The 15,719-nt window shown below is 45.4% G+C and carries 12 protein-coding genes; 3 read left to right on the top strand and 9 right to left on the bottom strand.

Features of this window, described 5'->3' with window-relative positions:
• Positions 1 to 88: 88 nt before the first annotated feature.
• From AACT21_RS15195 to AACT21_RS15180, 4 genes are all read right to left on the bottom strand, one after another.
• Positions 89 to 643 (bottom strand): hypothetical protein, encoded by a 555-nt coding sequence (locus tag AACT21_RS15195; RefSeq protein ID WP_094163720.1) that lies wholly within the window; start codon positions 641 to 643, stop codon positions 89 to 91.
• 396 nt (positions 644 to 1,039) lie between these two features.
• Positions 1,040 to 1,837: a hypothetical protein gene (locus AACT21_RS15190; protein WP_072609354.1), complete on the bottom strand. Its 798-nt coding sequence runs from the start codon at positions 1,835 to 1,837 to the stop codon at positions 1,040 to 1,042.
• Positions 1,838 to 1,851: 14 nt separating this feature from the next.
• A complete protein-coding gene (locus tag AACT21_RS15185; RefSeq protein ID WP_094163718.1) occupies positions 1,852 to 2,913 on the bottom strand; it encodes a helix-turn-helix transcriptional regulator in 1,062 nt (353 codons plus the stop codon).
• Between the two features lie 1,053 nt (positions 2,914 to 3,966).
• Positions 3,967 to 4,866 (bottom strand): LysR family transcriptional regulator, encoded by a 900-nt coding sequence (locus AACT21_RS15180; RefSeq protein ID WP_094163717.1) that lies wholly within the window; start codon positions 4,864 to 4,866, stop codon positions 3,967 to 3,969.
• Positions 4,867 to 5,086: 220 nt separating this feature from the next.
• Here AACT21_RS15180 and AACT21_RS15175 point away from each other — a divergent pair, with 220 nt between their 5' ends.
• The 3 genes from AACT21_RS15175 (at position 5,087) to AACT21_RS15165 (ending at position 10,941) form a co-directional block, all read left to right on the top strand.
• Positions 5,087 to 6,787, top strand: a complete 1,701-nt coding sequence (locus tag AACT21_RS15175) for an L-lactate permease (protein WP_029189968.1) — start codon at positions 5,087 to 5,089, stop codon at positions 6,785 to 6,787.
• Positions 6,788 to 6,894: 107 nt separating this feature from the next.
• Positions 6,895 to 8,031 carry an FMN-dependent L-lactate dehydrogenase LldD gene (gene lldD, locus AACT21_RS15170; RefSeq protein ID WP_094130067.1) on the top strand — a complete coding sequence of 379 codons (1,137 nt, stop codon included), beginning with the start codon at positions 6,895 to 6,897 and terminating at the stop codon, positions 8,029 to 8,031.
• A 69-nt stretch (positions 8,032 to 8,100) separates the two neighbouring features.
• On the top strand, positions 8,101 to 10,941 hold the full coding sequence (locus tag AACT21_RS15165) for an FAD-binding and (Fe-S)-binding domain-containing protein (RefSeq protein ID WP_445285944.1): 2,841 nt from the start codon (positions 8,101 to 8,103) through the stop codon (positions 10,939 to 10,941).
• 13 nt (positions 10,942 to 10,954) lie between these two features.
• Here AACT21_RS15165 and AACT21_RS15160 read toward each other — a convergent pair whose 3' ends face one another.
• The 5 genes from AACT21_RS15160 to AACT21_RS15140 form a co-directional block, all read right to left on the bottom strand.
• The gene (locus AACT21_RS15160) at positions 10,955 to 11,797 is read right to left on the bottom strand and encodes a helix-turn-helix transcriptional regulator (RefSeq protein ID WP_254917170.1); all 843 of its coding nucleotides are present in this window, start codon (positions 11,795 to 11,797) and stop codon (positions 10,955 to 10,957) included.
• A 14-nt stretch (positions 11,798 to 11,811) separates the two neighbouring features.
• A complete protein-coding gene (locus tag AACT21_RS15155; protein WP_088729779.1) occupies positions 11,812 to 12,363 on the bottom strand; it encodes a YbhB/YbcL family Raf kinase inhibitor-like protein in 552 nt (183 codons plus the stop codon).
• A 306-nt stretch (positions 12,364 to 12,669) separates the two neighbouring features.
• The gene (locus tag AACT21_RS15150) at positions 12,670 to 13,191 is read right to left on the bottom strand and encodes a DUF2058 domain-containing protein (protein ID WP_026027777.1); all 522 of its coding nucleotides are present in this window, start codon (positions 13,189 to 13,191) and stop codon (positions 12,670 to 12,672) included.
• Positions 13,192 to 13,274: 83 nt separating this feature from the next.
• Positions 13,275 to 14,222 carry a hypothetical protein gene (locus AACT21_RS15145; protein WP_254917169.1) on the bottom strand — a complete coding sequence of 316 codons (948 nt, stop codon included), beginning with the start codon at positions 14,220 to 14,222 and terminating at the stop codon, positions 13,275 to 13,277.
• Positions 14,223 to 15,551: a sphingomyelin phosphodiesterase gene (locus tag AACT21_RS15140; RefSeq protein WP_094163709.1), complete on the bottom strand. Its 1,329-nt coding sequence runs from the start codon at positions 15,549 to 15,551 to the stop codon at positions 14,223 to 14,225.
• Positions 15,552 to 15,719 lie beyond the last annotated feature (168 nt).

Raw genomic sequence — 15,719 nt, 5'->3', positions numbered from 1 at the left:
ACAACAAAGAATACGCAATACAATCGATTATAAAAGCATATGTCCTTGTTACTAATGAAAATACTTTTGATATCATATTTCTCATAACCTATCGCCTCTTTAGTGCGGTAACTGTTACAACAAATAATATATAAATAAGCCAGAGCACAGTTGAGGGGATAGTTGAATCATCATTGTCGATGAAAATCTCTTCACCATCATGCTTCATGCGAATAATATTTCCGCCAGAATTCATTGCTGTTTCGAATGTATTAAATGTTCCCCATACAAAGAGCTTGACGCTTTCGGTGTCTCCAATATCTCTAATGCACTTTGATACAAAGCCTTCCAAATCTGAATCGCACAGTTCCAATGGCTCTTTTTTATCCAAAGAAGTTGATTTTGCAGTGATATAGGACACGTAGTTGGGGTTAAGATATATTTGTAACAGACCTTTATCCCGACCAGTGAACTCAATTGAGTTCACTGATAGTGTGTCAACAGCAGACTTGGTTGCCACTGGCATCTTCAACGGACTCGTAAAGTTATGCCACCTAATTTGGGGGTCATCTGATGTTTGTATAAATAACATTGGGATAATAAGCGATAGTACAAATAATATGATATCGCGCTTTTTAGCTACTTTTTCTAGGAGTTGTTTCATTGCTACCTCATTCATAAAGTCAATGACTTTGCAGTATTGCATTCAGATAATCAACTACTTGTTAGTGAACTGGTTTCTACAACTTTAGTACTTTCACCCCGTATTACATCTCGGGGATTAACAGCCAACAACATGAGAAGAATGGATAACTTTTAATAGGGCAAAAGCCCATGAACAGGATGTGAATGAGTAAAGGTCTACCAAATAATGGGGCAAAATCTATTTTCGAAAAGTCGGATGTTAGCAATCAATGAATTACTTTGAGTATGACAAATTCTCTTAGCCCAATACCCAATGTTGATGGTGTAGATCAGGATAGGTATTACTACAATGAAGCAAACTGGGTTAAGTAGGGAAAAGCGGCTATCAAATTACAGCCGCTATTGAATGGGAGATCTATTCTTCCACTACGAATATTTGAGATATCATATCTGCGGCATCGGAGTAAGCTATTGGTAATTCTTGTCCACCACGGTTGGCTTCAAGTAATTCTTGCTCATCCTGAGATTTGAACATTTCCACAACAGTCATCAAGTCATCGTAGATACGTCCTAGTACTTGTTGTGTACCATCTTCCTCGTCGTCATATAGAGCGAGTAAGCGACAGATATCGAAAGGATGTTTATGAACATCACCTTCTTTGATTTTTCCTTGGGCAAATAACTCTTTGTTTCCGATCCAAGCTTTCGCTTTGAGTACCATGAGACACATATGATGAACAGTATTAACTGTATCAATGGATATGACCGATTCTCTCAAATACGAGTAGTAGTCATCATCCACAAGAATCGCTGAAAAGTTTGAGATCCCTTCAGCAGTTTCGATTGGTGTACGGTGCTCTTTCTCAAACAAATCGACATCATCAGGCTTTCGAGAGAAGAGTTCGATTTGTTTAGGGTAGGTGTCCAATGTTTCAGAGTCGTCTGAAATTACGAATCGATATACATTTCCAGATGTACCGCTTTGGTGGAACTTTTTACCTTGGTAGTTCCCCTCATCCAAGTAAGCCCATAGATCTTTAGCAAAGTCTTCAGTGAACTCTTCAATAACAAGAACAATATCTAGATCCTGTGTTTGACGAAACTGTTGACCTTTGCTTTCAAACACGAGTCCACAAGCGTTACCACCAATTAGAATGTACTTATCTTGGTGTGCATTTAGGGTTTCACTAAAGTGTTTTAACTTAGCTTCCATTATTTTAATGCTCCTTACTCAAAATCTTGTTGATCTAGCTGAACTAACCTCTCGAAGATTATTTCGTCGAGTTCTTCAAAGCTAGTTCTAATTCGTGGTTCTCTGTCTTTATAGCCACTTAGAGAAAGCACTAAGGGGGAGATTACGTCACAATCTCTAATTGTTTTCGTCAGTGGAACGTAAGGGAAGACTTGTAGTTCTATCTCTTCTTGAAATTCTTCCCAACTTGGTCTTCGCTCTTTTATAAAGTACTTGGAAACCTTGTTGATTGTGTTTGAAGTTATCGCAAAGTCTTTACGAGCATCATTATCCATTACAACAGCGTAGCAAGGGACTTGGGGGGGACTTAGCAATGTATATCTAGATAGAGCTGACTCTCCAGCCAGCACGGTTGGCCCTTCAATGACGCTTTTTGGTACTTGATATACGTCAGAAGCTAGTTTGGCTAAAAGGTACTCTCTTGCTTCCCAGATTTTTTTCCTACTATGTAAGAACTTCATCTGATAAGAGCGACCGATTTTTTCTGCTTTAATGAGCCCTACATCTTGTAGTTCCTTAATACTTCTAGATATGGATGCTTTTGACACATCCAATTGAATGTCTGAAGTAGTAAATGTGCGCGGTATAAAGCCATCAAGAAATCTAGCAACTATGTTCGTAGGTAAGATCCCCAGTCTCTCTGAAGGGAATAGTTTGATGTTCTCTTTTGGTGGTTTGTCCTGGTGAAGCATTAATTCAGGTATGTAAGAGCGTTCAAAAGGAACTATATGAGCAATTCTTTTCTCAGTTAATTGGAGAATTGTTGAGCGCTTCAACTCATCTATGACAAACAGTATTGGGTAGTCATTAAGCCTGCTTAACAGTTTGTCAAACATGTAACGATTGCTTTGAGCAAAGATGATGTCGTCATAGGTGTATACGACATAGAAGCTTAACCCTCCCAATTTTCCAAGTATTACTTTTAGCTTGTTTTTGAACTGCATAGGAACTGATGGCGTCTCTTTAGATAGCCCAAAGAGGCCTACTTGGAAGTACTCTTCTAAGTAGTCGGCGCAACTTAATTCTAGATTTTTCATCTCACAACCCTTGGCACATACAGTTAAACTATAGTAACGCATATGCGTTACTAAGTTCTTGTTTTTTTATTTTTTATTTTTTTGCTAAAAAAAATCAGTAGATTAAAGGTTACACAATAATGTGTTTACTTACTTTAACTGTTAGTTTTAAAGCAAGTAAACCTATTGATGCGTAACTATAGCATCATTATTAGTAACGCATATGCGTTACTTTTTAAATGAACTTAGGATGATTTAACTTAAGATATTGATATGAAAACATTTTAAAGATTACGCATTAATACACTTACTGGTAAAATCCTTGCACTTTTTTGATGTTAAACGTGACTATGCGCAACTATTTGTATGAATTTTGTTCTTTGTCATGTCTCCTATAGGGAGTCATTGTCGCAATCCTGATGGTTCTAATGAGGTTAATACGCTTGTGATAATTTTCTTATACTAGTAAACGCATAACTAAAATCATTTTCAATAAAACCTATAAAGCATTGAATATAAAGTATGTTTCATTACGTCGAACGCCGTTAAACTTCTCTTTAGTTTGCTGTTACATGACCTCAGGTCATTCGGAGCTTGGAGGCATTTTGAACAATAAATATCATCTGTTTATAAGGCTTTCCAAGCCTGTTGCTAACAAAGGTAAAGAGCCTTCAGCACCTGTCCCTATCAGATAAATCTCTCACTGTTGCACAATGTGCGAAAAGTAGAATGTAACCATTCAACCTACTATTGAAGAACAGCAATGTCGGGCCTCCCGTAAAACGAAACCTACAATACTTTCGAATAACGTCAATTATGCCAAACTGCCATGAACAGAATTTGGATGAGTAATTACACTAACAAGGTTTGGGGCAACAGTGTTTTAGTAAGCCATACCAATCATAATAAATGGCACACTCTCAACGAGCACGAAACTGATTCCCTCCCCTTCAAGGGGAGGGTTAGGGTGGGGTGTTTCTTGGTTGCTGGCAGTACCCCCTCCTAACCTCCCCCTAAAAGGGGGAGGAGCAGAACGGTATACAGACCGAAGGCATGCTTTACATAAGTTGGCACTCAAAAATAGTGTGAAATAGTCAAATAGCGGGCGCGGATGTGCTCTATCAGCAAGCGGACTTTATTCGGGGGTTGGCGAGTAAACGGATACACGGCATATATACCCAATTTTTTGCCCACTTGTTCCGGGAAAATATCCACTAGTTGGCCGTTACGAAAATCATGATAAACCAAACAGCGCGGTACATAAGCAATGCCGTGGCCGCCTAAAGCCGCTTTTCTCAGTGCCGTGGCGTTATCCGTAGAGAAGCAGCCCGACACTGTGACAATGTAGTTTCCTTTGCGGCCTTTAAATTCCCACTCGCTCGCGCCTGTGGTTTGGTAGGCATATTGAAAACAGTTGTGGTTGACTAAATCTTCCGGTTTTAACGGTTTTCCATTTTTCGCAATATAAGAGGGAGAAGCGCACACAACCCACTGTGAGTCTAAAATATGCCGCGCAATTAGGCTTGAATCTTCCAAGTAACCAGTGCGGATCACTAGGTCAAAACCTCCTTCCACTAAATCAACAAAACGGTTATCAAGCGACATGTCCACCGTTAAGCCAGGGTGTAAATTGCAAAATTCCGCAACCGCGTCGGCCAATATTAGATCGCCTGATATGGTGGGTACCGACATTTTGATGTGGCCGCTGATATTTTCACCAAATCCAGCCACCGCATCGACGGCTTCTTGAGTGGCAAGCTTCACATTTTTCGCACCCTGTAACAGTGCCTTGCCTGCTTCAGTCAGAGTTAATTTACGCGTAGTTCGATATAATAGCTGCACGCCTAACTCTTCTTCTAAACGCGCCATTCTTTTACTAACTACTGAATTTGTAAGGCTATTCTGTTCTGCTACTTTACTAAAACTTCCCAGTTCCATCACTTGTGAAAACAATATTAGGTCGTCTGCTCGCATCTTATTATGTCAATTTTGGAATTAATTATTTTCATTATTTCCCTATATCCATAAAAAATAAAGGAGTAAATTCACCCCGAATTAACAAAAACATCACAAATATAATAATTTAGCTACCCGACGTGGCCGAAAGGTCTGTAGCCCCTACAGGATGTCTGCTCCACAACTATCCTACTATTTAGAGCTAGTACGAAGAGCACACTTTACGAGGAAGTATCCAATGAACGAAACCTTACTGGCACTAGTGGCCTTCTCCCCCATTGTGGTGGCAGCGATTCTTTTAGTCGGGCTCAACTGGCCTGCGAAAAAGGCGATGCCCGTGGCCTTTGCATTAACTGTGGCCATCGCCCTCACATTTTGGGATATGTCGGCAAACCGCGTGCTCGCTTCTGTTTTGCAAGGGTTCGGTATCACGATTTCCGTGCTCTGGATTGTGTTTGGCGCAATCTTCCTACTCAACACCTTAAAACACACTGGTGCTATCACCACCATTCGTAACGGTTTTACTGATGTTTCGGCTGATCGCCGTGTGCAAGCCATTATCATTGCGTGGTGTTTTGGCTCTTTTATTGAAGGCGCTTCTGGTTTTGGTACACCGGCGGCTATCGCGGCTCCGTTGCTGGTTGCGATTGGCTTTCCGGCGTTGGCTGCCGTATTGATGGGGATGATGATCCAATCCACTCCTGTCTCTTTCGGCGCAGTGGGAACGCCCATTATTGTTGGGGTAAACAAGGGGTTAGATACGCACAACATCACCGAAACGCTGATCAGCAACGGTTCAAGTTGGGATGTGTATTTACAGCAAATCACCGCCAGTGTCGCCATCACCCATGCGATAGTCGGTACATTGATGCCAGTATTAATGGCGATGATGTTGACGCGCTTTTTCGGTAAAAACAAAAGCTGGACCGAAGGGTTAGATATTTTGCCTTTTGCGATTTTCTCTGGCTTGGCTTTTACTGTGCCTTACGCGCTAACGGGCGTCTTTCTTGGCCCAGAATTTCCCTCATTAATCGGTGGCTTGATCAGCTTGGCACTGGTTGTCACGGCCGCGAAAAAAGGCTTTTTAGTACCAAAATCACAATGGGATTTTCCAGAAGAGAAATCGTGGCCCGCAGAGTGGTTAGGCTCATTAAAAATTGATATTGAGGAGATCAAAGCTAAACCGATGGGCCTTGCATTGGCTTGGACTCCCTATGTTCTGCTCGCGGTTATCCTTGTGGCAAGCCGTGTGAGCAGCGAATTTAAGTCACTGCTGGCTGGAGTGAGCCTATCCTTTAACAACATTCTGGCTGAAACAGGCATCAGCACGGCCATTCAACCGCTTTATCTTCCCGGTGGCATCTTGGTTTTTGTCGCGTTACTGGCAGTAATATTGCAGTCACGCAGTGCGACACCGCTCATCAAAGCATTCGGTGAATCAAGCAAAACGCTGATCGGAGCGGGCTTTGTGTTGGTATTCACTATCCCTATGGTGCGTATTTTTATTAACTCTGGCGTCAATGGCGCAGAGCTTGCGAGCATGCCTGTCACTACCGCCAATTTTGCCGCGGGTTTAGTCGGTGATGCCTTCCCTGCATTAAGTGCCACCGTTGGCGCACTTGGGGCGTTCATCGCAGGCTCAAATACGGTGTCGAACATGATGTTCAGTCAATTCCAGTTTGAAGTGGCGCAAACACTTTCTATTTCCAGTGTGATGATCATTGCGCTACAAGCTGTTGGCGCAGCGGCGGGCAATATGATTGCGATTCACAACGTCGTCGCGGCATCAGCAACGGTCGGTTTATTGGGCCGTGAAGGAGCCACGCTGCGCAAAACCATTATCCCAACTTTCTACTACCTTGTGATGACTGGCCTTATCGGTTTAGTGGTGATTTACGGCTTTAATATGACCGACGTACTAATGACCCAGCAACCCTAAGTTTGGTGATGTGATTTGGTATCAACTTGGTTTTTATAACCATTAATCTTGTGTAATAAATGCAGAGCTCGCTAGGCGGCGGCTCTGTACAAATTAGGATTCAATCTATGATTATTTCAGCCTCCACCGACTATCGCGCTGCCGCGAAAGCGAAATTGCCTCCTTTTCTGTTTCATTATATTGATGGTGGCTCATACGGTGAGCACACGCTCACACGCAATACCGCGGATTTAGCTGACATCGCACTGCGCCAACGCGTGCTTAATGACATGTCAGAGCTCAGTTTAGAAACACAACTGTTTGGCGAACAGCTTGCAATGCCGATTGCCCTTGCCCCTGTTGGTTTAACTGGTATGTACGCTCGGCGCGGCGAAGTGCAAGCGGCGCGCGCGGCTGAAAATAAAGGCATTCCTTTTACACTGTCCACCGTATCGGTTTGCCCGATCGAAGAAGTATCATCGGCGCTGGCTCGGCCGATTTGGTTTCAACTCTACGTGCTCAAAGATCGCGGTTTTATGAAAAATGTGTTGGAGCGCGCCAAAGCCGCGGGGGTAAAAAACCTCGTGTTTACCGTGGATATGCCCGTTCCCGGCGCGCGTTACCGCGACATGCATTCTGGCATGAGCGGCCCTAATGCGGCGATGCGCCGAGTGTTTCAAGCGATGAAACACCCAAGCTGGGCGTGGGATGTTGGCTTGCTCGGTAAACCACACGATTTAGGCAATATTTCTGCCTACCGTGGCACGCCGACTAAGTTGGAAGACTACATTGGTTGGCTTGGTGAGAATTTTGATCCTTCCATTTCATGGAAAGATTTAGAGTGGATCCGCGACTTTTGGGACGGCCCGATGATCATTAAAGGCATTCTAGATACAGAAGATGCCAAAGACGCGGTGCGCTTTGGCGCTGATGGCATTATCGTATCCAACCACGGTGGTCGCCAGCTTGATGGAGTGTTGTCAACCGCCAAAGCTTTACCTGCGATTGCTGATGCGGTGAAGGGCGACCTGAAAATTCTGGTCGATTCAGGGATTCGCACTGGGCTTGATGTGGTACGCATGCTGGCGCTGGGCGCGGACTGCACGCTGCTGGGTCGCTCGTTTGTTTATGCATTGGCGGCGCAAGGTCAAAGCGGCGTTGAGAACTTGCTCGATTTGTATGAAAAAGAGATGCGCGTTGCCATGACCTTAACCGGAGCGAAAACCATTGCCGATTTGTCACGAGACTCGTTAGTCAAACTTTAATCTCATGATGACAAACCAACGGTAGCCGCACGTTAACCTATCCACAACCTCAATTTAAAATGGGAAACAATGATGGCCAGCACTCTTTCAGACGCCACCTATCGTCAACTGGAAACGCAACTCGCTACGCGCATCGACCCTGAGCGCATCATCACGCAGCAGGCAAAACGCCTTGCTTATGGCACTGATGCCAGTTTCTATCGCTTGGTGCCGAAAATTGTGCTGCGCTTACAAAGCCTTGATGAGGTCATTTTTGCCATTAAAAGCTGCCGCGAGCTTGGCGTTCACTGCACGTTTCGCGCCGCTGGCACCAGTTTATCTGGTCAGGCAGTTTCTGATTCGGTTTTGATCGCCTTAACCGATGACTGGCGCGGCCATCGCATTCACGATGAGGGCAAAAAAATCACCCTACAACCAGGGGTCATCGGAGCTGATGCCAACAAATACCTTGCCCCTTTTCAACGCAAAATCGGCCCAGATCCAGCCTCAATCAACACCTGCAAAATTGGTGGAATCGCCGCCAATAACGCCAGTGGTATGTGCTGCGGCACTGCGCAAAACTCTTACCGCACTGTCGATAGTATGAAGATCGTCTTCGCAGACGGTTCCGTGCTCGACACCGCAAACCCAGAAAGCATCGCTGCATTCAAAATCGCTAAACCCGAATTGATTGAAGGTATTGCTCAACTTCATGCACAAACGGCGCAAAATCACACACTATCAAAGCTTATTCACCACAAATATCGCCTAAAAAACACCACTGGCTATGCCCTAAATGCTCTCGTTGATTACTCTGATCCGATTGAAATTATTGAACATTTGATGATTGGGTCGGAAGGCACACTCGGTTTTATTGCCGACATCACCTACAACACCGTCATTGAGCACGCGCACAAAGCCTCGGCGCTGCTTGTCTTTGCTGATATTGAGCAGGCTAGCCAAGCGGTTACGACCCTGTCCAAAACCCCAGTTGCGGCAGTCGAAATGATGGATGGACGCGCGATGCGCTCTGTCGCTGACAGAGCTGGCATGCCCGCGTTTATTGCGCAATTGGATCTAGAAGCCGCGGCGCTGCTAATTGAGTCTCACGCCAGCGATCACGCAACACTTCACTCACAATGCAGCGCCGTGATGGTAGCACTAAGCGACTATCAGATCATCGAATCCGTACCATTCACCTCTGATACCAAAACGGTGGCAACCTTATGGGGCATTCGCAAAGGGATGTTCCCTGCCGTCGGCGCGGTGCGCGAAGTAGGGACAACCGTCATCATTGAAGATGTGGCGTTTCCGGTAGAAAGCCTTGCCAATGGTGTGCGCGATTTGCAGGCTTTGTTTGATCACTACCACTATCACGAAGCCATCATCTTCGGCCACGCTCTGGAAGGCAACTTGCATTTTGTCTTTACACAAGGCTTTGATAGCCAAAGCGAGATCGACCGCTACGGCGCATTTATGGATGAAGTGGCCGAGCTGGTGGCAGTGAAATATCAAGGCTCACTCAAAGCCGAGCACGGCACGGGCCGCAACATGGCACCGTACGTGGAATTGGAATGGGGCAAAGACGGTTACACCTTAATGCAACAAATCAAAACCCTGTTTGACCCACAAGGCTTGCTCAACCCCGGCGTTATAATCAACGATGATCCGCGTTCTCACCTAGCTAACCTAAAGCCGATGCCAGCGGCCGATGCCTTAGTCGATCGCTGCATCGAATGCGGGTTTTGCGAACCTGTTTGTCCATCTCGCACACTATCGCTCTCGCCCCGTCAACGAATCGTCTTGTACCGCGAGCTACAACGTCGACGCGCGCAAGGTGAAACGGTAGAAGCTTCTGAGCTTGAAAAAGTCTTTGAATACCAAGGATTAGACACCTGCGCCGCAACTGGCTTATGCGCTGAGCGCTGCCCTGTTGGCATCAACACTGGCGATTTAGTGAAAAAGCTGCGCACCGCGAAATACCAAAAATTCATCCCCATTGCTACATGGACAGCGGATCACTTTGCCGCCACCACAGCCGTGGCTAAAATCGGCCTCAGTGCCAACCAATTGGCGAGCAAATGGCTGGGCGACAAGTTAGTCGGCGGCGCAACCAACGGCTTGCGTAAACTCAGCAAAGGCAAAACGCCTATTTGGTATCCACAACTGCCGCAAGCCAATCATCAGAACTTAACCATTGCAGTAGAAAACCTGCCGCGCCGTGAGAAAAAAGTGGTCTATCTACCCTCTTGTGCGAGCCGAAATATGGGCCAACAAAACAGCGCGGGCGATCAGCGGCCATTAACCGAAGTGACCTTATCGCTGCTTAACAAAGCAGGATATGAGGTGATCCTACCTAACGAGCTCAACAGCCAATGTTGTGGTATGCCCTATGACAGCAAGGGAATGAATGAGCTTGCGCAGTCAAAAGCGCAGCAGTTAGAAGCCTCGTTATGGCAAGCTAGCCAACAAGGGCAATATCCGGTATTGATGGATACCAGCCCGTGTGCAAAACGCAGTATTGAACAATTTACCAAACCACTGGAGATCTTAGAACCCGTCGGTTTTGTCAATAAGTATCTGCTGGATTCTTTAGCGATCAAGGCCAAAGAAGAAACTGTGATGCTGCATATCACCTGCAGTGCGCGCAAAATGGGGTTGGAAGCCGACATGCTCAAATTGACCCAAACCTGCGTCAGCACAGTGATTGTGCCAGAGCATATTCAATGCTGCGGCTGGGCGGGCGATAAAGGCTTTACCACGCCAGAACTGAATGCGGCGGCCGTTCATCCGCTCAAAGAGCAAGTCCCTGCTCACTGCGAACGCGGATTCAGTAATAGCCGTACCTGTGAAATTGGCCTATCACACCACAGCGGCATTCCATATCAATCCATTTTGTATTTGGTTGATGAAGTGTCTAAACCGCTTTGATCTACTCTCAATCTTAAAATAGCTCATTGGATAAAATGGGCTGTTTTTTTGTCTCTTTATCTGGCGTACCTTTACCTCGCATACCAAGAGTTTGTAAATACGCTTTGGGGCTTAAACCAAACTGACTGCGAAAGCGTTGATTAAATCGTTGTTCCGATTGGTAGCCGCAACACTGCGCCAATATCGCTATATTTCGTTGGCCACTTTGCATTAAGTTCAGCGCGTGATTCACACGCACTTCAGCCAAAACCTCACGGTAACGGGTGCCATGTTGCTTTAAGCGTCGAATTAAGGTCGCGCGGCTCATGGCAAAGTGCGTTGCTACCCGCTCAAGTGGATGTTCTTCTTCTGGTGACTGGGCGAGGTAGTTTCTCAGCTTCTGCTCAAAGGGTAGAGAATTACTCTCAAAGAGCCAATGCAGCGCACCTTGCTCAGCCAATTGTTGATATAACACCATCAGTAGGTAAGCTTGGGTTTCTTGGCTGATTAACGAAAGATCGAACGAGGCGAGCGCATTGAGCGAACTTTTCAGTGAAGAGTTGGTTGAAATCACAGGCCACATAACTGGGCGATCATGACTTGCGCTTAACGCAAGCATCGCCTCGGTCGGGCGGTAGGTGAAACTGAACAGCCTTGAAGAGAAGTAACCGTGTTCTGGTAAATTTTCGAAACTGAGCGAAGCTGAGGCCTCACACAATAATAACGAAGTGCTCGATAGATTGATGGCGTCGTCCTTATGAAACAGTTTTTTACTGCCAGATTGGATCTGAATCAAGCTTGGAGAGTGAATCCTCACATTTCTCAGCCTTTGTTGCTGAGCGGCTCGAAAAGTGGTGACTTGGTATTGGTGATTCATCACTCCCCCATGAATTAGCGTGTATAAGTTGCGGTCAGCGTCGCTTTTTCTAACGCCAAACTATTGAGGGTAAAACCAACCACCGCAGGTGATACATCGGCCGCCAAATTGAGTTTTTCCGTCGGGAGAGCCCATACCGTAAACTGGTAACGGTGCATTCCGTGCCCTTCTGGCGGACAAGCACCACCAAAACCAACACTGCCATAATCGATACGTGTTTCTATTGCACCGAGCTTTTTGACTTCAACCCCACGTGCTAGCTCACTCACTGTCGCTGGAATATCCAGCGCAATCCAATGCCAAAAGCCACTTCCTGTCGGAGCATCTGGATCAAAAACCGTAATAGCAAAGCTTTTGGTTCCTTGAGGTGCATCAGTCCAAATTAAGTGCGGCGAAAGATTCTCCCCAGCACAACCCCAACCTGAAAATTCAAAGGTTTTTGCCATCGGGTGGCCTTCTTGGATATCACGGCTGCTGAGTTGCAGAGCGTTTGCCATCCCTGTAAATAATAAGCTGGTGGTTAACGTCGTGGTGACGATGGCCGAGCTAAAAATCGTCGAGTTCATTGTTTTCTCCTATGAATAAGTTCATGAACAAGTTTAGCAGCATCACCCATGCAACATTCGACAAAAAGTATCATTTATCTTCTTTAAGAATCAGCCAATGATACTTTGTGTTGCAGCCACTCTTCTCTTATTAATACGTCTACTTGGCTTAATAGCGGAAATTGTATTGAGTTCGACTCAAGCCACAGCTTCAACGGAAAAAGAACCACTACCCACTATCGCGGATAACGTTATTGTAGAGTGGAAAGTAGAGGTAGGAAGGGAGAACGAGAGCCCTCCTCCGTTGAGAAGGAGAGCCGGAAGGAATTACCACATCAAATCATCAGGGACTACGAAATCCGCGTACGGATCATCTTCAGCAGGTAGAGATTCATCGGCGGTTTTATTTTCGATAATGCTCTCTTCATCACGCATGAAGATTTTATCTGCTACCACACCCGGGATGACAGCATAGCCATCTTCATAACGCGCGATAGCCAGGATTCCTTTACTCAGTTGATCACGAACCAGTGAATCGACATAAAGTGACTTCACCAACTTACCATCAACAAAGTTGTATTTGATTTCACCGTGTTTTAGATCCAGCTTATTCATCTCAATCAGTTGTTTTACTTGAGCGCGAATTTCTTTGCTCAACAACTGCTCTTTTTGCTGTTTATTTAGTGCCTTGTCGCGCTCTTGTTGCTCGACTTTATTCGCTTCTACTGCCGCTTTCACTTCACGTGCTTGCACGCGCGATTTTTTAGAGCTCTTTTTCGCTTTGCTGAGTTTTTTGGCGTTAACTAAACCCGCTTTTAGCATTTGCTCTTGTAGAGATAAGGTTGCCATGATCAATCCAAGTCAGTTATTTGCTGGTGAGTTTAACGGTTCATGGCGAGTGAATAAAGAGCGCAGTGGTTATCTTATTCATCCTAATGAGCAAAAAATGCTTTTCTAAACTCATAACGCTGCTTTGCCGCGTAGCGCACCCACTCTTCTGTCGAAAGGGTGGCATAGGCTGTCTTTCTCTGGCTTGAGAGCGTCTTTTCTAACTGCGCTAACGCTTGCTGGTAGTCAATGACTTGAGCAGCCTGCGCTTGTTGCTCGATTTGGCGATGGGCCACCTCACTGCGCTCATGTTCATTTAAGTAAAGTTCGGCCAAACCTTGTTGTACTTCTAAGCGCTGTTCTAACGATAAATGTTGAGGGATCAGCCGAATCGCTTGTTCATAGCGTGCATTACCTGTGTTTAATGAAAAGGCATCCCATTGATATTGATGCTGTGTAAGCCGTTGTTCAATGCTCTGCAACGCCTCTTCTACGGAAGCAATGCCTTCGTAGTCATTGGGTTGCTGTACAAAATCATCATAAGCGTACTGATCAGCAAACAAGATATCCGCTTGTCGCCCCCATACTTGTTGATCAATCGATTTTACATAAGCCATTTTGTCACCTAATTCCGTATCCTGACTGATGAGTTCCATTCCAAGCAACGCGTCACGTTGCGCCTGTTTTTGCCAATAGAGTGCAACCAGCTCATAGCGTTCATGGGGCAACTGCGCTTGTAATTGTTGTAGCCGCGCAGCACACACATTTTGCTGACGACACTGCTGCCAAAACTGCTCTATTCTCTCTCTCAGCGCTTTGCCTATTTCTGTTTGCAGCGTTTCACCAACGAGTGTCCACTCTTCATGGGTTGGATGATCGCGATTAGCCAACAAAGCAACACTACTTTGCTCTGGCAAACGCACCGTGCCCGGCAATGCAACCTCAATTCTATTGGGGGGTGTTTGGATAGTGGGAAACTCATCCCTCTTCACCCACCAATAACTTGCGCTGCCGACTAAGGCAACGCAGATCAATAACCTAACCCAACGCATCTAGCGGATCTCAGCTTTAACCGGAAAGTGATCCGATAAATTGTAATGCTGCCATAAACGCTCGTCCGTGGTTCTTGGCACCAGCACAGTATTGCGATTTTGTTGTTCGCTTGGTTGTGCAAACTCTTGACTTACCACCACATAATCAAGGTACTCCACGTTTTCACCACCGGATAAGGGTTCTCCTGCAAAATCATTGATACGCGGATCAAACGTTGATTCGGTATAGCCTGCGTAGCTAGGTTCGGTTGACGCAAGATTCGCGAGCATGTTTTGATAGTCATCGGCAAATTTACGTTTATTCACGTTAAAATCACCGCCATAAATCACCGTTTCTGTGCTGGGAATAGAGAACGATTGCGCAAAACTGCGCATCTGTCTGAACTGACGTTGGCGATAATCGCGAGCGGTATCGGTATCAAACGAGGCAGTATGCGTTGCAAACAGATGATAAGCCTGACCATTTTTGATTATTTCAGCATAATTCACCCCTTTATCAGCAAAACAGTCGGTTCCCGAGCAATCAGGGAAGACATACTGTCCTTGGTTAACAATTGGGTAGCGGCTGACGATGATTACTCCACCGTCATGGATATTCACCCCAGACTTATCGAGCATCTTCGTTTGGTACGGATACTCTTTTGCCAGCTCTCGAAGAAAGGCATCACGCCCCGCAGCAAACACTTCTTGCAGCATTACGGCATCATATCCTTTGATATGCTGAGGGATGATAGCAAAACGCTCGGCAATATTTGAAGCAATCACAGGTAACGCCCAAACGTTATAGGTCATCACTTTTAAGGTCTCAGCGTCGGGTGTTTCTTCTGTATTCGTTGGCGTAATGGTGTAATAAATGTCGTCGTAACGAGTGGTGCTGACGGATTTAAACGCAAGCTCGGTTGGACGTTCAATCAACTGCGTTGAGTAATAACGGTGAACCGCACGATCATTTTGCCACTGAAGAGGAACATCTCGTGCTTGTACCCCATGCTCAATGCTTGAGTTATACCAATGACCTTCCATCTTCTGCTGTAAAGAGAAAACCGGCCCTTGCGGTAAAGTCACCATGGTTTCAAATTGGTACGTTTTGCCAGATTTCACCCCTTGCCAGCGGTTAAAGCTGAGCACCATTTTAGTTTCCCACGGGCCTAGCGTTTCACTGTGTTGCTGCCATTCACTGCCTTGTTGCAACTGATCAGATCCGGTCTGTTTCACAGTAATAGACATCGGCAGCGCAGAGTTATTGGTTAAATAAATATCGGTGTCCGCCAATACCGCATGAGCAGCAAGAGACAACCCAAATAGCATGACTTTATTAATAATCTTCACGTTTTCATCCTTTAACTGTGAAAAAATAAATTAAGCCATCCCCCTATGAAATATTGATGTAAGAAATACGACAGTTTGAGTACTCCAAGAAAGGTCACGAAAAATATAAAAACTATTGAACGATTTATCGATATTTTTTCTTTCAAGGCAAATTTTAGCGTTATACTG

Source organism: Vibrio sp. V08_P9A1T1 (genome assembly GCF_963874405.1).
GTDB lineage: Bacteria > Pseudomonadota > Gammaproteobacteria > Enterobacterales > Vibrionaceae > Vibrio > Vibrio anguillarum.
The sequence above is the reverse complement of the archived record's forward strand: the minus strand, read 5'-3'. Positions and strand labels throughout refer to the sequence as shown.

What these genes read in the sequence shown, in the direction of transcription:
- AACT21_RS15155 (WP_088729779.1), bottom strand. Translation starts at nt 12,363, where the DNA reads ATGAACTCGACGATTTTTAGCTCGGCCATCGTCACCACGACGTTAACC.
- AACT21_RS15175 (WP_029189968.1), top strand. Translation starts at nt 5,087, where the DNA reads ATGAACGAAACCTTACTGGCACTAGTGGCCTTCTCCCCCATTGTGGTG.
- AACT21_RS15160 (WP_254917170.1), bottom strand. Translation starts at nt 11,797, where the DNA reads ATGAATCACCAATACCAAGTCACCACTTTTCGAGCCGCTCAGCAACAA.
- AACT21_RS15185 (WP_094163718.1), bottom strand. Translation starts at nt 2,913, where the DNA reads ATGAAAAATCTAGAATTAAGTTGCGCCGACTACTTAGAAGAGTACTTC.
- AACT21_RS15195 (WP_094163720.1), bottom strand. Translation starts at nt 643, where the DNA reads ATGAAACAACTCCTAGAAAAAGTAGCTAAAAAGCGCGATATCATATTA.
- AACT21_RS15165 (WP_445285944.1), top strand. Translation starts at nt 8,101, where the DNA reads ATGATGGCCAGCACTCTTTCAGACGCCACCTATCGTCAACTGGAAACG.
- AACT21_RS15150 (WP_026027777.1), bottom strand. Translation starts at nt 13,191, where the DNA reads ATGGCAACCTTATCTCTACAAGAGCAAATGCTAAAAGCGGGTTTAGTT.
- AACT21_RS15190 (WP_072609354.1), bottom strand. Translation starts at nt 1,837, where the DNA reads ATGGAAGCTAAGTTAAAACACTTTAGTGAAACCCTAAATGCACACCAA.
- lldD (WP_094130067.1), top strand. Translation starts at nt 6,895, where the DNA reads ATGATTATTTCAGCCTCCACCGACTATCGCGCTGCCGCGAAAGCGAAA.
- AACT21_RS15180 (WP_094163717.1), bottom strand. Translation starts at nt 4,866, where the DNA reads ATGCGAGCAGACGACCTAATATTGTTTTCACAAGTGATGGAACTGGGA.
- AACT21_RS15145 (WP_254917169.1), bottom strand. Translation starts at nt 14,222, where the DNA reads ATGCGTTGGGTTAGGTTATTGATCTGCGTTGCCTTAGTCGGCAGCGCA.